This is a genomic window from Hymenobacter crusticola, from assembly GCF_002154225.1.
Classification (GTDB): domain Bacteria; phylum Bacteroidota; class Bacteroidia; order Cytophagales; family Hymenobacteraceae; genus Hymenobacter; species Hymenobacter crusticola.
In genome coordinates, this window is the sequence record NZ_MTSE01000004.1 from 1 (window position 1) to 19,952 (window position 19,952).

Consider the following 19,952-nt stretch of genomic DNA (forward strand, 5'->3'; position numbering starts at 1 on the left):
ACCCCCCGGGGCTGCTCGCGTTTTAGCCCCCCTACCCTTTGGGGACGCGCCATCGGCAGACACCCTAGGGAGATAAGTAGGCCAAATTACAGTAGCTAGTACAGCTTTGTTTTTGTTGTTTATCTAACTTCTTCTAGCATATAGACTACATGCTTGTTGAGTGAAAGCGAAAAGCTCAAAGTTAGAACAAGCCTTTCGAAACTGTCATTGAATAGCTATCATAAGAGATCGACGTATTCGAAGAAACATTCTTGTCGATTGTTGCTATTATTTCAAGTTTTGTTGCGTTATAGAACTGCGGCAACAGACCTAAGTAATGAGTATGTCCTTTACGTATCCATGGTTTTTGTACGGATTGTTGGCTTTAGCAATCCCTGTCATCATTCACTTATTTGAATTACGAAGACCTAAGCGAGTCTTCTTTAGTAATACTAGTTTTATTCAAGAGATAAAGCTAGTGACAGCTCGTCAGCAGAAAATTAAACACTTACTTGTTCTGTTGGCTCGATTGGGGTTTGTCTTATTTTTAGTGTTGATGTTTTGTCAACCCTTTTTACCCGCTCCACAACAGAGTAGGAGCAAAGACATAGTTAAGGTTTTAGTAGATACTTCGCCTAGCATGCAAGTGCAGGCAAAAGAAGAGCAGACAGCTTTTGATAAGGCTGTAGAAGAGGCACGGGGTTTAACCTCGGCGTACCCTGCCTCCACATACTTTGAGTTACTTGATAAGCCACATCAAAAATTAACAGGGAAGGCTTACCAAGCTATGGTGGAGCAGCTAGGTGTATCAGGCCATTCTACATCCCTGATAAAGTCAGCATCTCGTTTGTTTGCTAACGACAGAAAGGAACAAGCACAAGTTTATTTATTCTCTGATTTCCAGAAAAACGATTTTTCTCCGCAGTTACTGGCTACACTAGATACTACACAACAAGTATTTCTAGTACCTACCGCTGATGAAGTAGGGAAGAATGTTTACGTAGATAGCGTCACGTTGGATGACGCTTTTGTACGAGCAGACGCTGATATAGTAATTCGTATTCGGCTGCGTAACGGAGGCAACGTCGATGCAAATAACTGTCAGGTAAAGCTATTTATCGGCGAAAGGCAGGCTGCGGCTTTTCAAGCGTCAGTGAAAGCAGGGAGAAATAGCATCAGTGTAGTGCGCACCCGTTTGCATAGTAGAGAATTACAGAAGTGCCGAGTAGAAGTAGATGACTTTCCAGTAACATTCGATAATACTTACTACTTCACTCTACAGCCAGCACCAAAGATCAAGATAGAGGAGCTAGCCGCAAATAGCGCAGTAACCCAGCAACTATATGCGAACGAGCCTTTATTCGATTATACCTTAAGTAAGCCGTATGGAGTGAATTACAGTACCTTAGGTACTGCCAACCTGATAGTACTGCAAGAGGTACCGCGCATGGAAGCTACCTTACGCGAAAACCTGCGCCAAGCAGTACAAAAAGGTGCTACGTTGGTTATCGTGCCACCATCAGAGCTTGCGGCACGACAGTCGTATAACGCTTTCTTCCATGACCTAGGATTGACGCCTATTCAATGGGAGTCTATTCCCACAGGTAAACCGGTGCTCCGAGATTTAGCTGCACCAAGCTTACAAAATCCATTTTTTAAAGATGTATTTGCCCAGCAGAGTCGACCTACTGTAATGCCTAAGGCAGCGCCAGTATTACGTTGGTCACGGTCGGGGACAGAAGTGTTGCAAATGCGCGACGGAGAAGGCTACTTAGCAGGCTTCCCAAGCGGAGAAGGAATGGTGTATTTATTTTCAGCCCCACTCAGTGGGGGGTACTCGGATTTTGCTAACCAAGCATTATTTGTCCCGGTGATGTATCGCTTAGCTATCCAGAGCTACCGCAATAATCAGCAACCAGCGTACCGGCTTGATGAACATACTATCGCGTTAACGTTGGAAGGCAAAGGAAGCGGCGCAGAACGTGTTTTCAAGCTCAAAAAAGACAGTTTGACCTTTATTCCAGCACAACGAGAGAAAGCAGGTGAATTAAGTTTTGATGTACCATCGAGTATGCAAACGCCAGGATTCTACCAACTTTCTCGCAATGGACAGCCTATAACTACCCTTGCATTTAACTTCGACAAACGCGAATCAGACCTAGCACACTACTCTACGCAAGAGTTACGCGCGATGATTGGCCCTGATCGGCCTAACGTACGGGTGTATGACGCGAATGCCGGTGAGTCGGTAGCGGCGCAGTATAAGGCAGAGCGGGTAGGCACACCGCTGTGGCGCTATTGTTTGGGATTGGCATTGGCCTGTCTGTTGGCAGAAGTGCTACTCTTGCGCTTTGGGAAAAAGCGCGAACCAGCTTTGCGGACGCCTATCGCCACCGCCGCTTAAACCAAGCATCAGCATAGTTGGCGCAAATCATTTAACTTGCTGCCTCAGTTTAATCACGTGAAATTGACTAATGCTCCCGCGCAGCCTGTGCTTCGAACCGCCTTGTTATTTGGTACTGTCCTAGGTATTCTGGCTTTGGTCTGGGTGGTACTATTGATGGTAACGGGCAGCAACCCTTATGGCCCGCGCCGCTTAATGACGACTCCACTGGTTCCCTTCGTTGTTATCGGAAGTCAGTGGTTTGTGCGTCGCTATTACCCAACAGGGCCAGGAATAGGCAAGGCAATTTTGACGGGGCTACTCACGGCGGTATTTGCTTCAGTTGTTTCGGCGGTTACACTGTACGGTTTTGCTCGTAGCGCTGATCCTAGATTATTGGAACGAAATGCTGAAGAGGCTACGAAAATATTACAGAGCGCACGCTCTTATTACTTGAAACAGCCAGGAGGGGTAGAGCGGTACAAGTTAGACCAGCAGAATATAGCACGTACGCCACAGGAGCTAGCTCAAGATGAACTCAGCAAAAAGCTGATCCTCGGATTGCTGTTTGCTATACCTGGTGGAATTTTTCTGCGAAAGTAACCTTAGTTTAATCTTTGTCTTCACACGATTAACCTAGTTCACACATGGAAAATACCGTTACTGCTACTGGTGCTGTCACCCCTACTTCAGTTGCCATCCGCTATGGACTTCTCACGGGGATGGTGTGGCTTATTGTCGACTTTGTAATGCGAGTCACAGAGCTTTCCTTCAAGTTTTCAGTGTACTTGAGTGCTGCAATAGTCGTTTATATCATTGGAGCCGTTCTAGCACATCGTTTCTTCAAGCAGAACAACAATGGCTTTATGACCTACAAGCAGGGCCTAGTAATCGTGCTTATCCTTTCCTTGATATCAGGGTTGCTGTCGGGATTGTTCAACTATATCTATGTCAATTTTATTGATCCTGACTATATCGGTAGGATGCGTACGGATATGGAGGCTTGGTTAAGTTCATTGCCAAACGTAACCGAGGCTCAAATTGACAAGAGTTTGGAAGACTTGAGCGAAGAAAAGCTAACATCGCCCTTGCAGATTGGGAAGGGTCTGATGAGCAGCGCTATCACTGGTTTTATTATAGGGCTAATTGTTACGGCCTTCACGAAGCATAATCGCCCTGAGTTTGAGTAAGCGTTCATCGCAGCATTTTCCCGTTGAGCTTTCTATTGTTATTCCGCTGCTCAACGAAGCCGAGTCATTACCTGAATTGACGCGCTGGATCAACCGTGTGCTCACGCAACATGGTCTCACCTACGAGATTATTTTGGTAGATGACGGCAGTACGGATAACTCGTGGGATGTTATAGAGGAGCTAGCCCAGACCGATACACACTTGCGAGGCATTCGCTTCAACCGCAACTATGGCAAGTCAGCGGCGCTGAATACCGCTTTCGAAGCTGCGACAGGGCGCGTTGTGTGCACAATGGATGCGGACTTGCAGGATTCGCCTGAGGAGTTGCCGGAGCTGTACCGCATGATTGTGGAGGACCGCTATGACTTAGTTAGCGGTTGGAAGAAGAAGCGCTACGACCCCCTCAGCAAAACCATCCCAACAAAATTATTCAACGGCGTAACCCGTTGGATATCGGGGATTAACCTGCACGACTTTAATTGTGGTCTCAAATCCTACGACCAGCGTGTGGTGAAAGGAATAGAGGTATACGGCGAGATGCACCGCTACATTCCGGTGATTGCCAAGTGGAACGGCTTTGGTCGCATTGGCGAGAAAGCTGTGCAACATCAGGAGCGCAAGTACGGTGTCACCAAATTTGGCTTAGAACGCTTCGTGTATGGCTTCCTAGATTTGCTTTCCATCACATTTGTGAGCCGGTTTCGTCGCCGCCCGATGCACTTTTTCGGCACAATGGGCACCCTATCCTTCTTGCTAGGTATGTTAATTACGTTGTGGCTGGTAGGAGAGAAGATCTATCTGGCAATGCAAAATCTGCGCGCCCGCGACGTGACGGCGCAGCCACTATTCTTTCTGGCGCTGGTGGCGGTCGTTGTTGGAGTCCAACTCTTCTTAGCGGGCTTTTTGGCCGAAATGACGCAACTCAATGGACCCCGCCGCAACCAGTATCTAATTCGAGATAAGCTGAATATCAGTTAACAGTTGGCATCTATCAATTTTTATTGATCTTTTAGCCTCGCTAGGGCAAAAATAGCGAGCTATTAACTGGTAACTATTGAATGAAAAAGGTTGTCATCATTGGGCCGGCTTATCCGTTGCGGGGCGGTTTAGCTACCTACAACGAACGATTGGCGCGGGCTTTCCGCGAAGCCGGTGATGAAGTGCGCATTATTACCTTCAGCCTACAATACCCTAACTTTCTATTTCCGGGGCAAACGCAGTTTAGCACGGAGCCTGGCCCAACTGACCTCGACATAGAAGTTAGCATCAACTCCGTAAATCCGCTAACCTGGTGGAGCGTCGGAGAGAAGCTGCGCCGTGAAAAACCAGACTTGGTGGTGTTTCGCTTTTGGCTGCCCCTCATGGGGCCTGCCTTGGGCAGCATTGCCCGTCGGGTTCGACGTAATGGGCACACGCGCGTAGTGGCCATTACCGATAATGTAATTCCGCACGAAAAACGGCCCGGCGACCGGCCTTTTACCCGTTACTTCCTAGCAGCTTGCCATGGCTTCGTGACGATGTCGCGGGCAGTGCTGGCCGATTTGCGCCGTTTGCGCTTTAAACAACCTGCGCGCTATCAACCCCACCCGCTCTACGACAACTTTGGCCCGCTCAAACCCAAGGCTGTGGCCTTGCACGCTTTAAACCTAGATCCAGCCTTTAGGTACCTACTCTTTTTCGGGTTCATCCGGGCGTATAAAGGGTTAGATATTCTGCTGGAGGCTTTTGCAGATGAGCGGTTAGCAAAATTGCCCGTGAAGCTCATCATTGCCGGCGAGTATTATGAAGATGCGGCGCCTTATGAAGCCCTCATACAGAAGTACAACCTGGAAAATCGGCTGGTGCGAGCCACCGACTTTATCCCGAATGAGCAAGTAGCGGACTATTTCTGCGCGGCCGATATGGTAGTGCAACCTTACAAAAACGCAACGCAAAGCGGCGTTTCGCAGATTGCCTATCACTTTGAGCGCCCCATGCTCGTGACTGATGTGGGCGGCTTGGCCGAGCTAATTCCGGCGGGTGAAGTAGGCTACGTCACCAAAGCACAGCCAAAAGCCATTGCCGATGCCTTAGTCGATTTCTACGAAAACGAACGAGAAGCAGAGTTTGCTGCCGGCGTATGGGCGCGTAAAAAGCAGTTTTCTTGGGCCGAAATGGTGGCAGCCTTAAAAGCAGTAGCCGAATAAAAAAACCTAGGTTCTGGTGGTGCGTACTACGCGCAGCCAGAACCTAGGCTCGTTGGTGGAGCAAGCAAAGTGGCTATGCGTTTACGCTAGCTTGAACTGCACGGAAGACTTTATCAGCCGGTAAATCTTCCATGCAACTGGTACCTAGCTTACAAGTACCGCGGTAAAAGCACACGCATTGCCGATCAGGCTGCACGATCTGACCGCGGCCGTAGAGGTCAAATTCGTAGGCGTTGAAGATGTTGTTCATCAGCACCGTTGGCTTCTGTAGAGCAATACTGATGTGCATGGCCATGGTCACCTGCGTTACGATGACATCCATTTGGTAGAGCAAATTGATGAATTGCTCTAAGGGAAAATGCCCTAAGTAAGTGGCACCGGTAGCGGCGTTCAGGCGTAGATTGCGCTCGTCTTCGGCCGCCCCGCCGAGCAGCACGGGCGCATACCCGGCTTGCTGAAGTTGCTCAATCAACGAAATCCACTTTTCATCAGACCACAGGCGGGTTGTCCACCGGTCGCCACAGCCGGTGTTCAGGCCCACGCGCGGCTTACCGATGGGCAGTGCATTCCAGCTATAACCTTTGTCTTGGTGGGTATCGAACACGTATTCTTCGCCCTGGAATTCGTAGCCACAGAGCTCAAAGATTTCCTGAGGATAGGGTTTTTGGTTCTGTAGGCTCAACTGATCGAAAACCCCCGTCAGAAACTTGTGATTCGCTAAGTCGTTCCCAGGCCAGGCTACGCCATATTCTGGATGCAGCGTATAGCCAAACTTCTGCTTGGCCCGGATGGTGTCGTGCAGGGCACAAGCTTCCTTGTCCTTGTCGAGGTTGAAGAGCAAGTCGAACTCGCGGGCTTGCAAATGCAAGGTGGAAGCTAGGTCTAGCTTCAGAATTTCATCGACAGCGTCGGCCGGCAGGATAGCGGGTGTAAGCGTGAGCCAAGTAATTTTTGCCGCCGGATATTCTCGGCGCAAACGACGTAGCAAAGGAGTTGTGCGGATAACGTCGCCGATGGCCCCTAGCTTAATAAGAAGAATGCGCTCCTGAACGGGAGCATATACCGGACAATCGGCGCATAAATAGCCATTTTCCTTATTAGGGCGGCACGGAATATCACCGCGAAAATGGCGGCAGTCGGGATGGACAAGGATGCCGTTGAGCTCAGGCATGGAAGTTCTTAGAAACAGCGTTAAAGCGAAGATAAGGAAGCCGGAGCCCGACTAGCGCTTGCCGCTAAGCAGCGGCAAGCAAGCAGCCTTGCCCGTAGGTAGACCCAAAGCTAGGGGCCTAAATACCTAGGTAATTCAGCGGCGAAATAGCGCGCAACTCTGCTTTCACTGCTTCACTCACCTCAAGCGTTTCCACGAACTCGCGGATGGTTTCGGCTGAGATGGACGTGCCCGTGCGCGTTAGGGCCTTCAACGCGTTGTACGGATCAGGGTAGTTTTCGCGGCGCAGAATTGTTTGGATAGCTTCGGCTACGACCGGCCAGTTGGCTTCCAAGTCGCGGCGTAGAGTTTCTTCATCGAGAGCTAGCTTATTCAGGCCACGCTGCAGCGAAGTCAGGGCGATGAGCGTGTGGCCAAGGGGGACGCCTAGGTTGCGCAGCACCGTCGAGTCAGTGAGGTCGCGCTGGAGGCGGGAGATGGGGAGCTTCGTGGCTAGGTGCTCCAGCAGCGCATTGGCGACACCTAGGTTGCCTTCCGCATTTTCGAAATCAATGGGGTTGACTTTGTGCGGCATGGCCGACGAACCAACCTCGCCTGCCTTGATTGTTTGCCGGAAATAACCCATCGAAATATACTGCCACACATCGCGGGCTAGGTCGATGAGAATGGTATTGAGCCGTTTCAATCCGTCGCAAGTAGCGGCGAGGTGGTCGTAGTGCTCAATCTGCGTGGTGGGGTAGCTGCGGTGTAGCTGGAGAGTGTCGTTTACAAACGTATTGGCAAACGCATGCCAGTCAATCTGCGGGTAGGCAACGTGGTGGGCATTGAAGTTGCCCGTGGCCCCGCCAAACTTGGCCCCGAAAGGTACCTGCCCCAGTAATTCCACTTGCGCATCGAGCCGCGCCACAAACACTGCTATTTCTTTGCCCAAGCGCGTAGGGGAAGCAGGTTGCCCGTGCGTGCGGGCAAGCATGGGTACCGCTTGCCACTCTTCAGCCCGATTAGCGAGCTGGTTGCGGACCTGGGCGTAAGCCGGCAGCAGTACTTGCAGCAGCGCTTCCTTCAGGCTCAGCGGAATAGCTGTATTGTTGACGTCTTGGGAAGTAAGTCCGAAGTGGATGAACTCCAAGTACTGACCTAGGTCGAGCGCCGTGAACTGGTCACGCAGAAAGTACTCCACCGCTTTCACGTCGTGATTGGTCACGCGCTCATAGGCTTTCACTGCTTCCGCTTGCTGGGCGCCGAAGGTGTGGTAAATGTTGCGCAACGACGGAAAAAGGTCGGGGTTGACGCCCGTCAGCTGCGGCAACGGCAATTGGCAGAGCGCAATAAAGTATTCCACTTCTACCAGCACGCGGTAGCGAATCAGGGCTAGCTCCGAGAAATAAGGCGCTAGCGGCGCTGTTTGGCGGTGATAACGCCCATCGAGGGGCGAAACGGCGGTGAGAGGTGTCAGAGTTGTGGGGAATGACATAGCGTTGAAAATGGCCGACGTGCCAAAGGTAGCGAAAGCCGTCACGCTTGGCGAAGCGGGTCGTACTGGTTTTCGCTACCTTTGTGCTCTATGCGGCGTTGGGCCCGATGCTGTCTTCACCGGACCCGCCCGCAATTCTCTCCCCTTGCTACTACGCGTGAATTCTGCTGTAAAGAAAAAAATAGGTATTGGCTTCGGCATTGTCGTCGTGCTTTTGGGCTTGGCACTGGCTGCATTTCTGCTCAAGCGCCAGCAATTACTAGAGTATGCGTTGGCACAAGTGAAAGCCAAAGTAGAGCGCAAATATCCGGCGCAGCTCACCCTAGGGCCTGCTCGCTTCACCGACCTGAACTCGGTTCGGATTAACGGTGTCGCGCTGGTGCCTACGGGGCGCGACACGCTGTTGCGTGCTTCCAGCATTGATGCTTCCCTAAGCGTGCGGTCATTATTTGCGGGGCGGCCTGTCTTCAGCAACCTGCAAATTGATAACGCCCGCCTCACAGCTCGCAAAACCGCTGCCACGGATAACTACTCCTTTCTCTACCGGAAGAAGAAAACGCAGCCGGTAGCCCCGCGTGATACCACGAAAGGCACCAACTATGGCCTCTTACTAAACGATTTATTAGAAGCCGGCTTCGATAACATTCCAGGCGAGGCGGCCTTCAAGAACTTCCTCGTCACCTATGAGAGCCCGCGGCACCAAGTGCGAATCGCTATGCCTGGGCTCACCATTGAAGACGGAAACATTACGGGCCAGCTATCGGCTACTATCGACTCGGTTTCCAACAACCTAGGTATCAGCGGGCACGTGGAAGCCGGCGACTACGAGTTAGCGGCGCAGGTGTACGGCCTAAATCGGCAGCCGGTCACGTTGCCGTATCTGCAACGGCGCCTCAATGCGCGGGTGCAGTTCGATACGCTGCGCATGAGCCTAGATGGAAAAGAGTTCGAGGATGAGCAGCTAACGCTGCGCGGCTCGGCTTCGGCCACACACTTTGTGCTCAACCAGCCCAAGCTAGCTGCGCGCGACATTGTGGTAAAACACGGCGGCATCAACTTCGTTACGAAGCTCGGACAAGCCTCGATGGCGCTCGAAAAGGGGACCAAAGTGCGCCTCAATCGCATCGAGTTTTACCCTACATTCAGCATCCGCAAGCTACCGGTGCCCCAGCGGGTCATTGGGCGTAAAATAAACGGGATCCGGAAGCGCAGCGACTTATTGGCAGGCCTGCAAGTCTCGGCGGACATTACCTCGGCGGAAACTCCTGCGAACGACTTTTTTGCTTCGCTGCCAGAAGGCATGTTTGAGGAGGTAGAAGGCATGCAGGGAGAAGGTACCCTCACCTACAGCCTGCACACCGCCTTGGATATGAATCAGGTGGATAGCTTGAAGTTTGATTCATCGCTGCGAGGCAAGAATTTTCGCATCACCCGCTTTGGGCGGGAAAACCTAAACAAGCTCAACGAAGATTTCCCCTATACCGCTTACAACGACAAAGGCGACTCTATCAAAACGTTTTTGGTAGGACCTAGCAACAAGAATTTTGTGCCGTACGATGAGGTGTCGCGTTACCTTAAGAGCGCAATTCAAACGGCGGAGGACCCACGCTTTTTCACCCACAAAGGCTTCATGGAAAAGGCCTTCGTGAAGTCAGCTATTCAAAACCTAAAGGAGCGGCGCTTTGCCCGCGGGGGAAGTACCATTTCGATGCAGCTGGTGAAGAATGTGTTTCTGACGCGGCAGAAGACGGTGGCCCGCAAGGTGGAAGAAATGCTTATCGTCTGGTTGATCGAAAATACGCGGCTAGTGAGCAAAGAGCGGATGTTTGAGGTGTACCTGAACATCATCGAGTGGGGACCAAAAATCTATGGTGTGAAGGACGCCGCCCGCTTCTACTTCGACAAGCAGCCCGCCAACCTCAATCTGTCGGAAAGCTTGTACCTAGCTAGCATCATTCCCAAGCCCAAGTTTTACCGCTATTCCTTCGATAGCTACGGCAATTTGCGTGGGAGTGCGCGCTACTTCTACCGTCTCATCGCCGACATTATGGTGGAGCGTGGCATGATTACGCCCGCCGACCGCGAAAATATGGCACTTGGTGTAGCACTCAATGGGCCAGCCCGCAAGTATATCGTAACGGCCCGCGACACCACCCGAACGGCCGCCGCTGATTCTTCTCAGTTTGAGCCACTTAACCTGATTGATTTGCTAGGCGGCAATGCCGCTCCAGATGCCGGGGTGAACAGTAATACGCCAGAAGAGCAGCCAGCAGTGCCGCCGCGCCCCTAAGTTAAGAGTCGCAAGTACCTGCGCACTTATTACGAAAAAAGCCTCACTGAAGCAGATCAGTGAGGCTTTTTTCGTAATAAGTGCGCAGTGAAAGGAAAATGAGCCTTTGCCAGAAGCTAGGATTCGATTTCTTCCCTTTCTTCCTTCTTAGGCAGTAAGACCGACAGCAAGACGGAGCCAGCCAGAATGAGCCCAACCAGTCCAAGCGAAATACTCATCGGAATCTCATAGCCACGGGTAGCTAAGTAATCAGTAGTCAGCAGCTTGAAACCGATAAAAACGAGGATAAGCGCCAACCCATAGTGCAAGTAATGAAAGAGCTTCATCAGGCCTGCCAAGGCAAAATACATAGCCCGCAAACCTAGCAAAGCAAACACGTTGGACGTGTACACAACGAAAGTGTCACGCGAAACGGCGAGGATGGCTGGAATAGAATCGGCGGCAAAAACTACGTCGGTTGTTTCAACCATTAAGAGCACCACAAACAGCGGAGTGGCAAACAGAAGCTTATCCTTGCGCACGAAAAACTTGTCGCCTTCTAGCTTGCTGGTCACGGGCATGTAGCGACTCAGAAACTTTACGACGGGGTTATTGTCCGGGTCGATTTCTGGTTCGCCGGCGCTGATAGCCATTCGCACGCCTGTGTACACCAGAAAAGCCCCAAGTACATAAAGCAAGATGTGAAATTTGGCCAGCAACGCTGCCCCCGCCAGAATAAAGACTGCCCGCAAAACCAAAGCCCCAATGATTCCCCAAAAGAGAATCTTGTGCTGATATTGCTGAGGTATCTTGAAGTAGCTGAAAATGAGCAGAAAGACGAACAAGTTGTCGACGCTCAACGACTTTTCAATGAGGTAGCCCGTGAGAAACTCCAAGCCGGCTTGCCGGCCCATCGTGCGATACACGAGGAAGTTGAAGCATAGTGACAAGACTATCCAAAAACAGCTCCACCCTAGGGCCTCCCGCATTCTCACCACGTGAGCTTTACGGTTGAACACAAGAAGGTCGAGCATCAGCATTCCCAGAACGAAAATGTTGAATCCGACCCAAAAGATAGGAGTGTTTTCCATACGCAGCGCCAGACTAGGCCTAGCTCCGTTTCCGACACGGAGCAGAACTATACCAAGGCTTACCGCGATTTTGGGGTCGAGGTTGCGGCCGTCACCGAAATAGCGTCGGAGGTATTGTGGCTGCTATCGGCTGTGGCTCGCTTGAAGCGGTGAAACCAACTGTACACCTTCATTTGCACCACACCGAAGAAAGCCTCTTTGAAGATGCCCTTCGACATTTTGGAAGCGCCGCGAGTCCGATCTGTGAAGATGATGGGCACCTCCTTAATGCGAAAACCGTACTTATAGGCCAGCCACTTCATTTCAATCTGGAAGGCGTAGCCCACAAAGCGAATACGGTGACGCAACACCGTGCGCAGTACCCGGGCCGTGTAGCATTTGAAGCCTGCCGTTGCGTCCATAATCGGCATACCCGTGACAAAGCGTACGTACGCCGACGCGAACCACGACATCAGTACGCGGTCCATGGGCCAGTTCACCACGTTCACGCCCTGGATGTAGCGTGAGCCAATAGCTAGGTCGTAGCCATCTACGGCACAAGCATTATGAAGCTTCAATAAATCGTCGGGGTTGTGGGAGAAGTCGGCGTCCATCTCAAACACGTACTCGTAATCCCGCATCAATGCCCACCGAAATCCGTGGATATACGCGGTGCCAAGCCCCATCTTACCTTTGCGCTCTTCCAGAAAAAGTCGTCCTGGAAACTCCTGCATCAGACTCCGCACAATGTCGGCGGTGCCATCGGGTGAGCCATCGTCGATAACAAGCAAATCAAAAGGTTTGGGCAACGAAAAGACTTTACGGATGATCAGTTCCGCATTTTCGCGCTCATTGTACGTCGGAATTAGAACCAGCCCACTGTTCATTGTGCCAAAGATAAGAAGTGGGGGACGCTGCGAATAATTTTTTCCGCTAGCTGCTGGGCGTGACGCACGCAATCGGGCACGCCCACGCCCGCCCGCCAATTGGCCGCCGCGTAGATGTTCTCAGTTGCCAAAGCATCGGTGGCGGCGTGTGCCCCGACAATACGGCTGTCGAACTGCGGAATGGCACGCTCCCAATAATAGCGAGTTTGCCAGAGCGGGGCAGTAGCCTTGATGCCGTAGTAGCGAGCAAGCTCCGTGTGCACGGCTTGCTGCTGCTCGGCCGCCGATTGTTGAGCCTGTTCCTGATATTGACTTCCACCAACAAAGGTGGTAAATAGTACCTGATCGGCTGGGCTGCGTTTTGGGTAGATAGAGCTGCTCCAGATGCTGCCGGCGGCGTAGGGCTGCTCTACTTTGGGGTGAAGTGCGCCAAAACCATCGAGCGGGTGAGTTACATCGGCGCGGTGGTAGGCAGTGTAGATAGCGGCCATAGCCGGATAATACACAGCCGCTAAAGCCGTAGCCGCCTCTGGAAACAAATCTTCGAGCAACGGAGCAGCGGCGTACGTAGGCAATGCTAGCACAACACTAGTGTACGCCTGCGGTGCGGGCCCACTGGCGAGTTGAAGATGGTAGTGCCCATCTGAGGCGCGCGTAAGTGCCGTAACGGTTTGCCCCCCATGGTAATGGGTAAGCTGAGCTGCCAACGTGGCTGGCAATTGCTGAAGGCCTTGCCGCAGCGAGACGATACGCCGGCGCCCACCCGCGCCACCGCTTTTCGCTAGGCCCCGCAGCACCGAGCCGTAGGTTTGCTCCAATTCCGCTAGCTTCGGAAACGTTTTGTGCACAAGTAGCTTCTCAGGGTCGCCGGCATAAATGCCCGAGATGAATGGGTTAAGTGCATAGTCTACAATTTCAGCTCCAAACCGGCGTCGGAAAAACGCTGCGAGAGTTTCATCGGGGTTGGTTGGGAGCGGCGAGCGGCTCAGCTCGCGTAACATGTTCAGCTTTGCTTTAAAGCTGAAAAAACGATTAGCAAGCAGCGCCGGTGGCGAGCTAGGAAGCTTTTGATAGCGACCATCACGCAATACATAGCGGTTGGCGCTTACGGCCGCCGTGTCTTCAATTTCATCCACCAAACCTAGGTCGGTGAACAGATCCAGCAGTTCCGGGCTAAGCTGGAGCGAATTCGGACCTGTTTCGAGCAGATAGTCATCTACTTGGGCTGTGCGCAGGTTGCCGCCCGGTGTCGAGCTAGCCTCGAACAGATCGTAGCTAATACCTGCTTTCTGCAGGTAATAGGCCAGCGTAAGGCCTGAAATGCCGCCACCCAAAATAGCTACCATGATAGATCTCTACGAAAAAGATAGGTTGAATAAGCAGAAGCATCAGCCACATTCTGCCCAGCGACAAAGGTAACCATCACGCTAACCTTGGGCGCTTGTACTACTAGGAGTAACAATCATTTTTTCGGGTAATTCACTAGCTAGGTTAATTTTTTAGGCATGTCGGCTAGCTAGCATACCTTTGGCTTGATGACGAACACAAATTCTTCCGTGCCAGTAGCACCTCAGTTGCATAAGGCCGTTTTCCTAGACCGCGACGGTGTACTAAACGAGGAAATGGGCGACTATGTGTGGCGCCCCGAAGATTTTACGGTGCTACACGGGGTTCCTGAAAGCCTAGCCCAGTTGAAGGCAGCGGGCTATTACCTGATTGTGGTGACGAACCAAGCCGGAATCGCGAAAGGGTTGTACACCGCCTCCCAAATGCGTCTCTGCCACGATAAGCTGCAGCAGGCCTGCGGAAACCTGATCGATGCGTTTTACTTCGCGCCCTCGCATCCATCGGTGAGTGAATCGCTAGCGCGCAAGCCGGGGTCGCTGATGCTGGAAAAAGCTATTGCCCGCTTTCATCTGGACCCTAGCCAGTGCTGGCTTGTGGGAGACCGGATGCGGGACCTAGAGGCCGGTGCCCGGGTTGGGATAAAAGGAATTCTGGTGGGCCACTCCGAAGAAACCACGCATCAACCCCAAGTAACCAACCTAGCAGCAGCAACAGCTATTATCCTAGCCCAAGAAAGTACGCGCTAGTTTTGCGCGCCAAAAAAAGCGAGTAGCTAATGCACAATTAATTGTGCATTAGCTACTCGCTTCTGTAAGAAACTTATTTTACAAGCCTAGCTCGCTACAAGGTTCTTTTCATTAATAAAAAGGCTGATTTTTTTGAAGAATCCGGTTGGCGCCATGTACTCTTCCCAAATACCACGCAATTTCTTTTGGAGATTCTTGTAATCCTCTTCGGAAATGTTGTTATGAAAGTCGGCGACAATATCTCCGATTCTGTCGATATCTTTTTCCTCTACCCACACGCACAAGCTTCTCCAATCAATTATTTCCTCGAAAGGCAATGTGCTGTCAGTATTTAGGAAAATAGGAATACGTCCGCAGCACAGTGTTTCAAAGAAGCGGACAGAGTTATTGCCGTATCCTCGAATACAAAGCGTGTAGTCGCTCTCCATAATATTCTCCACATATTTCTTCCGAAATTCTTCCGGACTTTCAGCCGCAGCACCTGTGTTGAGGCCATCAGGCCCGAAAGCAAAGTTGCTCTTGAGCCTGAAGTTATTGACGACTTTCTTCGACTTCTGCAGACCTATGATGGCCCGGGCTCTGTAGGAGTGAGCTACTTTGACCGGGAATTTCTGCATGATTCCCATATAATTACCAATTAGCCGGACCATGCCCAAGATTTTCTCCTTTCCCATCGTGGTGTTCAAGGGAGGAGCATAACCACAAAAGCCGACAACAGGCTTGCTGCCTTTAGGGCGTATTTCTAATACCCCGCTGCTGTATTTTTCTAGGAAGTCCTCAAAGAAATGCGGCCAAGGAAATACATTTTTAGGCTGCTTGGATTTACTGATAGCACTGTTGAAAATGATAGCGTTCTTAATCTTAATATTTAGGTCCAGCGTATCGTGACCAACAAAAACTAATACCTTCTTATTGCTGCTCTCTACGCGTTTAACAAACGATTCGATATTCTTTTCGAACGCCGCTTGGTTTTCGATAACATCATAGAATATCGGTAACAAGCAAGCGTCGCACTCTTCCAGCGTAGTTAACTCTAAGAAGTTTTTGCCTTCCTGCAAAAATTTATCGAACCTTCCATAAGTAACGGAGCCAGGCTTTTCTTCGAAATTACCGATGAAAGGTATTAATAACTCAACGGGCTTCCCCTTATCAAGGAGGCTTAAGTCCGTATAAAGCTTCAGTTTCATATTATCTTCTGTTAGAAATTATGAGAAGTCATGTTTCAAAAACAAGTGGCGCTGGCTAAACAAAGCGACGTTGAGGACTAGCCAATTCTGCAAGAAACCCATTGTGTTGGCGTCAGGAATGGCGCAGCGTATAGGCGCAACTTGGTTGTGGTCGAGGGCGAGATAAGTTGATGATCGAGTGCTTCTATGATGATAACCAGGCGCTGCGTTGCAGCTTTTGTCGTTGCCAAGCCTGCATCTATCTAGGTATAATAGGGTCTAGTGAGAAGTACGCAACGAGGCTTTCTCTTTCGAGTGCTTTTTTTACCAATGGCAAAAAAACAATATAAAATCCAGATATGGACTTTATGTAGTAATAAAATAGATTTTTCGGAGAGTTTATCGGCACAAAGGTAGTGCATTAGTGCCTTAATGGAGTGGTAAGAAGCTGCTGCCAGCACTGAACTGGTTGTTCAGGCGAGCTGGTCATATGAGCTGAGCGTTATTAGCTTGGTGTGCCTAGGTCCTTAAGTTCGCTTTTTACCACAGTGTCTTACCGCCGCCCTAATAGAACTCAAAAACAAAAGCCCTAGCTGTCTGGCCAGGGCTTTGTGTCGCGCAACAGAAGTCGCGAGTATGCTATATTTTATTGGCAAGAAACGAGCAAAACGTTCTGCCTACGAGATCCTACTTCAGGGGTAAGTCTACTGCCGGGCTGCTGGAGCAGCGGCGCTAGCCGTAATAGGCGAAGAAACGTGCGTAGCCGGCTTTGTGGTAGAGTATGCGGGGCATTTGGTACGGCAAGAACTTAAGCCTCCGAAGCCAATCAGGACGATGAATAGGAGCTTTTTCATGTAAAAGTGCAAGAGATTATAAAAGACAATGCTGGGCTTCTAAAACGAATGTCCAACCAGTTAATTGCGTAGATCGTTCCTAGCGCAAAGATTCTGCCTAAAATAGAAAAGCAGCTTCTCCTAGCTATGATAGGAGAAGCTGCCACTTGCGTACATATCGCTCCGTGAGTATCCGGATATAGTACTATTGATGAGCTACAGGGACTGACACACTAGCAGAGAGGCTCGGCGTTGCTGAATGTGGGGTTCGAGCGTTGCTGTAGGCTGGGCAAACACTCTTGTTGCAGGAGCTAAGACCAGTGACGGCTACTACAGCTACGAAAAGTAATTTTTTAATCATGATGAGGGGTGAGGATTAGTTGAAATGGTTCAGGTTGAAGTACAAGGATCGGGCCGGCTCATAGACGAGCCGGCCCGGTATACCTAGCACCTTAGTTCTGGTACCCTAAGATGCGCATCATCGATTCACTGTCTTGCTCGTCGGCAAAAACCCAGTCGGTCAGGGTGCCATCCTCGGCGCGGTCGAGGATAACGTGTTTGGGCGCCGGAATCAGGCAGTGCTTAATGCCGCCGTAGCCGGAGAGGCTTTCCTGGTAAGCGCCCGTGTGGAAGAACCCGACGTAAAGCTTTTGCTCGTCGGTGTTTTTACGCTCGGGCAAGAATACTTGGTAGATGTGCTTCTCCGCGTTGTAGTAGTCTTGCGAGTCGCAGGTGAGGCCGCCGAGTTGGATTTTCTTGTACGACTTCTGCCAACCATTGATAGCTAGCATGATAAAGCGCTGGTTCAGAGCCCAGGTATCTGGTAGGTTCGTGATGAACGAACCGTCAATCATGTACCACAACTCCTTATCGTTCTGGAGTTTTTCGTCCAGGATGGAGTAGAGCGTTACGCCACTTTCGCCCACGGTGAATATGCCAAACTCGGTGAAGATGTTCGGCTCCGGTACGCCTTCCTCAGCGCAGATGCGCTTGATGGTACGCAGGATTTCCTCGATCATGTAGGCATAATCGTACTCCGGCTGAATGCTGGTTTGGATGGGCAAGCCGCCGCCAATGTCGATGGTGGTGAGGGTGGGGCACACTTTGCGCAACTCGCAGTACTTGTGCACGAAGCGGCTCAGCTCCGACCAATAATAGCTCGTGTCCTTGATGCCCGTGTTGATGAAGTAGTGCAGCATCGTGAGCTCGAAGCGCGGATCTTCCTTGATCTTCTGCTCGTAGAGCGGAATGGCATCGGCGTAGCGCACGCCCAGGCGCGAGGTGTAAAACTGAAACCTAGGTTCTTCGTCGGAGGCCAGGCGCATCCCTAGGTTGCACTTCTCGCGCACGTTTTCGTGGTAGTACTCAATCTCTTCTAAGTTGTCGAGAATGGGCATGCAGTTCACAAAACCCTCGTTGATGAGTTCGGTAAGGTGGCGCTTGTACCGCTCGCGCTTGAAGCCATTGGCGACGATGTAGGTCTGCTTGCTGATCTTGCCCTTGGTGTAGAGCGCCCGCACGATGTTGATATCGAAGCCTGAAGAAGTTTCGATCTGAATATCGTTTTTCAAGGCCTCTTCCAGCACAAAGCTGAAATGCGACGATTTGGTGCAGTAGCAGTAAGTATAGCTGCCTTGGTAGCCGGTTTTCTGGATGCCATCAGCAAACCACTTCTTAGCCCGCTGAATTTGGGAGCTGATCTTAGGTAAGTAGCTGAGACGCAGCGGCGTGCCATGCTTCTTAATGATATCCATCAGCGGAATATCATGGAAGCGCAACTCGTTGTTTTGTACGGTAAAGTCTTGGGTAGGAAAGTCGAACGTCTGAGAAATCAGGTCGTGATAGGTATCCATTGAAGGGAGATGGGTCTGTTGCTTGTGGGATGAAACGCTAGAAAGCGCATGCCGAAACACCTAACAGGTCCTGGAAATTCCATCGATTATGGAAGATTAGCCAAGACGGGTAAGATGCCAAAACACGTGCATGCTAGCCTATAGATGAGTGAAAACAACCTAGCCTTTGTGCGGGCTTTTGCGCACCTTTAAGGGCCGGCAAAGATAGGTGGTAGCGGGTACTCCTACGGGGGTGTCCGGGACGAGAGCGGTGAGACGTGGTCCTGCTCCGACTGGTATTCGGCTGGGTCTTTGGCTGCCCGTCGTTGCCGCGCATGGTTTTTTATGAAACGCATTAAGCTCATTGAAGTCCGCTCCGAGCTCGGGGCGGGCACACGTGGGGCGAGTCTGGGAATAGACGCTCTGCGCATTGCTTGTCTGAACAAAGGTTCTGATTATTTCCGGCGCTTCAACGCCGTTGCCGTGCCCGATCTGAACCACGTGCTGTTCGACAAAAACCACTTCCCTTACGCCAAGCACATCGATTCGGTGTACACGGTGCTGAAGGGCATTGCTAATACGGTAGAACAGACCCTTCGTTTCGGTGAGTTTCCGTTGGTGCTGGCCGGCGACCACAGCAACGCCGCCGGCACCATTGCCGGCATCAAAGCGGCTTACCCACAGAAAACGCTCGGCGTGGTCTGGATCGACGCCCACGCCGACATCCACTCGCCCTACACCACACCCTCCGGCAACATGCACGGCATGCCGCTGGCCATGGCCCTGAACGAAGATAACCGTGCCTTGCAGCGCAACGAGCCGGAGCCCGAAACCGAATTTTTCTGGCGTCGTCTGCAAAACCTAGGGGAGCCCGGCCCCAAACTCACGCCCGAACACCTTGTGTACGTGATGGTGCGCGACACCCAACAGGAGGAAGATGAACTGATAGCAAGGCTGGGTATCAAAAATTATGTGCTCGACGAGTTCCGCGCCAAAGGCCCCAAACTGGTAGCCCGCGAAATCTACGAGCGCCTGCGCTTCTGCGACTTGGTGTACGTGTCGTTCGATGTGGATTCGCTGGATTCGCGCTTCAGCAAAGGCACCGGCACGCCCGTGGAAGCGGGCCTGAACGTGCAAGAAGCCATTAGCCTGTGCCACCATTTGCTGGAAAACGAGCGAGTGGTGTGCTTCGAGATGGTAGAAATAAATCCCACGCTCGACTCCGAAAACACGATGGCCCAGAATGCCTTTGATATTCTCGAAGCCGCTACCGATGCCATTCAGGAGCGGCTGCGGCTGGAAGCAGCCACTTCGCGCGGACCTAGGGGCGAGGTGGCGAATGGTTGAGGAAGATTGTCACTCCGAGCGAAGCGAGGAATCTGGGTTAACCTTTAAAGAGGGAAACCAAATTCTTTGCT

15 protein-coding genes are annotated in these 19,952 nt (G+C 51.3%); 8 read left to right on the forward strand and 7 right to left on the reverse strand.

Annotated features, from left to right (window positions below; all coding sequences use genetic code 11):
* Positions 1 to 322: 322 nt before the first annotated feature.
* The 5 genes from BXP70_RS09355 (at position 323) to BXP70_RS09375 (ending at position 5,739) form a co-directional block, all read left to right on the forward strand.
* Entirely contained in the window at positions 323 to 2,383 is a 2,061-nt protein-coding gene (locus tag BXP70_RS09355; protein ID WP_179197639.1) for a BatA domain-containing protein, read from the forward strand.
* A gap of 87 nt (positions 2,384 to 2,470) precedes the next feature.
* On the forward strand, positions 2,471 to 2,965 hold the full coding sequence (locus BXP70_RS09360; RefSeq protein WP_218779766.1) for a DUF4199 domain-containing protein: 495 nt from the start codon (positions 2,471 to 2,473) through the stop codon (positions 2,963 to 2,965).
* A gap of 44 nt (positions 2,966 to 3,009) precedes the next feature.
* The gene (locus BXP70_RS09365) at positions 3,010 to 3,552 is read left to right on the forward strand and encodes a DUF4199 domain-containing protein (RefSeq protein WP_086593807.1); all 543 of its coding nucleotides are present in this window, start codon (positions 3,010 to 3,012) and stop codon (positions 3,550 to 3,552) included.
* Positions 3,545 to 4,531 (forward strand): glycosyltransferase family 2 protein, encoded by a 987-nt coding sequence (locus BXP70_RS09370; RefSeq protein ID WP_086593808.1) that lies wholly within the window; start codon positions 3,545 to 3,547, stop codon positions 4,529 to 4,531. Before BXP70_RS09365 ends, BXP70_RS09370 begins: the two co-directional genes overlap by 8 nt.
* Positions 4,532 to 4,611: 80 nt before the next feature.
* Positions 4,612 to 5,739, forward strand: a complete 1,128-nt coding sequence (locus tag BXP70_RS09375; RefSeq protein ID WP_086593809.1) for a glycosyltransferase — start codon at positions 4,612 to 4,614, stop codon at positions 5,737 to 5,739.
* 73 nt (positions 5,740 to 5,812) lie between these two features.
* Here the strand turns inward: BXP70_RS09375 and BXP70_RS09380 are convergent, their stop codons facing one another.
* Positions 5,813 to 6,910 (reverse strand): glycosyltransferase family 9 protein, encoded by a 1,098-nt coding sequence (locus BXP70_RS09380; RefSeq protein WP_086593810.1) that lies wholly within the window; start codon positions 6,908 to 6,910, stop codon positions 5,813 to 5,815.
* A 118-nt stretch (positions 6,911 to 7,028) separates the two neighbouring features.
* Positions 7,029 to 8,384 (reverse strand): adenylosuccinate lyase, encoded by a 1,356-nt coding sequence (gene purB / locus BXP70_RS09385; protein WP_086594176.1) that lies wholly within the window; start codon positions 8,382 to 8,384, stop codon positions 7,029 to 7,031.
* Positions 8,385 to 8,394: 10 nt separating this feature from the next.
* Here purB and BXP70_RS09390 point away from each other — a divergent pair, with 10 nt between their 5' ends.
* The gene (locus tag BXP70_RS09390) at positions 8,395 to 10,674 is read left to right on the forward strand and encodes a biosynthetic peptidoglycan transglycosylase (protein ID WP_086593811.1); all 2,280 of its coding nucleotides are present in this window, start codon (positions 8,395 to 8,397) and stop codon (positions 10,672 to 10,674) included.
* A gap of 116 nt (positions 10,675 to 10,790) precedes the next feature.
* Here the strand turns inward: BXP70_RS09390 and BXP70_RS09395 are convergent, their stop codons facing one another.
* From BXP70_RS09395 to hemG, 3 genes are read right to left on the reverse strand one after another with little or no spacing between them, the layout of a single operon-like run.
* Complete coding sequence (locus BXP70_RS09395) at positions 10,791 to 11,744, reverse strand: TerC family protein (protein WP_086593812.1); 954 nt, start codon at positions 11,742 to 11,744, stop codon at positions 10,791 to 10,793.
* 59 nt (positions 11,745 to 11,803) lie between these two features.
* Positions 11,804 to 12,610, reverse strand: a complete 807-nt coding sequence (locus BXP70_RS09400; RefSeq protein WP_086593813.1) for a polyprenol monophosphomannose synthase — start codon at positions 12,608 to 12,610, stop codon at positions 11,804 to 11,806.
* Positions 12,607 to 13,956 (reverse strand): protoporphyrinogen oxidase, encoded by a 1,350-nt coding sequence (gene hemG / locus BXP70_RS09405; protein WP_086593814.1) that lies wholly within the window; start codon positions 13,954 to 13,956, stop codon positions 12,607 to 12,609. Before hemG ends, BXP70_RS09400 begins: the two co-directional genes overlap by 4 nt.
* A 189-nt stretch (positions 13,957 to 14,145) precedes the next feature.
* Here hemG and BXP70_RS09410 point away from each other — a divergent pair, with 189 nt between their 5' ends.
* Positions 14,146 to 14,703, forward strand: coding sequence for a D-glycero-alpha-D-manno-heptose-1,7-bisphosphate 7-phosphatase (locus BXP70_RS09410; protein ID WP_179197641.1), 558 nt, complete (start codon positions 14,146 to 14,148; stop codon positions 14,701 to 14,703).
* Positions 14,704 to 14,789: 86 nt separating this feature from the next.
* Here the strand turns inward: BXP70_RS09410 and BXP70_RS09415 are convergent, their stop codons facing one another.
* Together BXP70_RS09415 and BXP70_RS09420 are read right to left on the reverse strand one after the other, a co-directional pair.
* The gene (locus tag BXP70_RS09415; protein ID WP_086593815.1) at positions 14,790 to 15,890 is read right to left on the reverse strand and encodes an exostosin domain-containing protein; all 1,101 of its coding nucleotides are present in this window, start codon (positions 15,888 to 15,890) and stop codon (positions 14,790 to 14,792) included.
* A 1,264-nt stretch (positions 15,891 to 17,154) separates the two neighbouring features.
* Positions 17,155 to 18,555: a type III PLP-dependent enzyme domain-containing protein gene (locus tag BXP70_RS09420; protein ID WP_086593816.1), complete on the reverse strand. Its 1,401-nt coding sequence runs from the start codon at positions 18,553 to 18,555 to the stop codon at positions 17,155 to 17,157.
* 324 nt (positions 18,556 to 18,879) lie between these two features.
* Here BXP70_RS09420 and BXP70_RS09425 point away from each other — a divergent pair, with 324 nt between their 5' ends.
* Positions 18,880 to 19,881, forward strand: a complete 1,002-nt coding sequence (locus BXP70_RS09425) for an arginase (protein WP_086593817.1) — start codon at positions 18,880 to 18,882, stop codon at positions 19,879 to 19,881.
* Positions 19,882 to 19,952: the final 71 nt, after the last annotated feature.

Bases quoted from the DNA above. Each gene is read 5' to 3' on its own strand.
- BXP70_RS09355 (WP_179197639.1), top strand. From the start codon at position 323: ATGTCCTTTACGTATCCATGGTTTTTGTACGGATTGTTGGCTTTAGCA.
- BXP70_RS09365 (WP_086593807.1), top strand. From the start codon at position 3,010: ATGGAAAATACCGTTACTGCTACTGGTGCTGTCACCCCTACTTCAGTT.
- BXP70_RS09375 (WP_086593809.1), top strand. From the start codon at position 4,612: ATGAAAAAGGTTGTCATCATTGGGCCGGCTTATCCGTTGCGGGGCGGT.
- BXP70_RS09380 (WP_086593810.1), bottom strand. From the start codon at position 6,910: ATGCCTGAGCTCAACGGCATCCTTGTCCATCCCGACTGCCGCCATTTT.
- purB (WP_086594176.1), bottom strand. From the start codon at position 8,384: ATGTCATTCCCCACAACTCTGACACCTCTCACCGCCGTTTCGCCCCTC.
- BXP70_RS09390 (WP_086593811.1), top strand. From the start codon at position 8,395: ATGGCCGACGTGCCAAAGGTAGCGAAAGCCGTCACGCTTGGCGAAGCG.
- BXP70_RS09395 (WP_086593812.1), bottom strand. From the start codon at position 11,744: ATGGAAAACACTCCTATCTTTTGGGTCGGATTCAACATTTTCGTTCTG.
- BXP70_RS09400 (WP_086593813.1), bottom strand. From the start codon at position 12,610: ATGAACAGTGGGCTGGTTCTAATTCCGACGTACAATGAGCGCGAAAAT.
- hemG (WP_086593814.1), bottom strand. From the start codon at position 13,956: ATGGTAGCTATTTTGGGTGGCGGCATTTCAGGCCTTACGCTGGCCTAT.
- BXP70_RS09410 (WP_179197641.1), top strand. From the start codon at position 14,146: ATGACGAACACAAATTCTTCCGTGCCAGTAGCACCTCAGTTGCATAAG.
- BXP70_RS09415 (WP_086593815.1), bottom strand. From the start codon at position 15,890: ATGAAACTGAAGCTTTATACGGACTTAAGCCTCCTTGATAAGGGGAAG.
- BXP70_RS09420 (WP_086593816.1), bottom strand. From the start codon at position 18,555: ATGGATACCTATCACGACCTGATTTCTCAGACGTTCGACTTTCCTACC.
- BXP70_RS09425 (WP_086593817.1), top strand. From the start codon at position 18,880: ATGAAACGCATTAAGCTCATTGAAGTCCGCTCCGAGCTCGGGGCGGGC.